The sequence below is a fragment of the Pseudoalteromonas sp. bablab_jr011 genome, assembly GCF_016464045.1.
Taxonomy (GTDB): Bacteria; Pseudomonadota; Gammaproteobacteria; order Enterobacterales; family Alteromonadaceae; genus Pseudoalteromonas; species Pseudoalteromonas lipolytica.
Genome location: NZ_JACDWU010000056.1, coordinates 1 through 739 on the forward strand (window position 1 = coordinate 1; position 739 = coordinate 739).

The following is a 739-nucleotide window of genomic DNA, read 5'->3' on the forward strand; positions in this document are numbered from 1 at the left end:
CTGCTGCTCAGCAGGTTGCTCGCGACTTGGAAACAGCGATGAAGAATGCATTTTCTAAAGGTCGTTTGCAGCATTTTCCAAAGCACAAAGTTTCCTACAAAAGGAAGCGGCTTCACAATGATAGCTTCCGAGCGGTCAATAATTCCAACTGTATTCGAATTGAAAATGACGCTATAAGCATCCCAAAAGTCGGTAAAGTGCCAATCGTTCTGCATCGTGAGCTAGTGAGCAAAATTAAGACCGTCACTGTTCAATATCGTCACGGAAAATGGGAATGCAGCATCACACAGGAAGTAGAGTGTAAAACGGCTAAACAGGTTTTGGAAAAGATCACTGGTTTTGATATCAACTCAAAGCAAACGGTGGTTGGTTCGAACGGATTTGTGGCCGATAATCCGAAGTTTTTAAAACAGTCAAAAGAGAAGCTAAATCAATTGCAACGCCAGCTTGCGCGTCGAACCAAAGGCTCAAATCGTTGGCACAAAACTAAACAACGCATCAATAAGCTACACGGTAAAATCTCAAGGCAAAGGCTCGACTTTGCGCACAAAATTTCACGACAGATAATCAATGAAACTGATATAGCGTGTTTTGAAAATTGGGTAAGCGGATTAAATGGTTGATCTTACCTTTGCATGAGAGTGAGACAGACCGGCATCTCATCGGATTATCTGGTTGATGCTTCACCTACTGCTGGTGCATGTTTCCTTCGCTAATTCCAGCAAGAACCCCACACGCC

The 739-nt window shown here is 43.3% G+C and carries 1 protein-coding gene; it reads left to right on the forward strand.

The genetic code is table 11. The features are described 5' to 3' along the window. Positions 1 to 623, forward strand: a 623-nt coding sequence (locus tag JIG41_RS01570) for an RNA-guided endonuclease TnpB family protein (protein WP_249406591.1), incomplete at its 5' end; no start/stop codon positions are given. Positions 624 to 739: the final 116 nt, after the last annotated feature.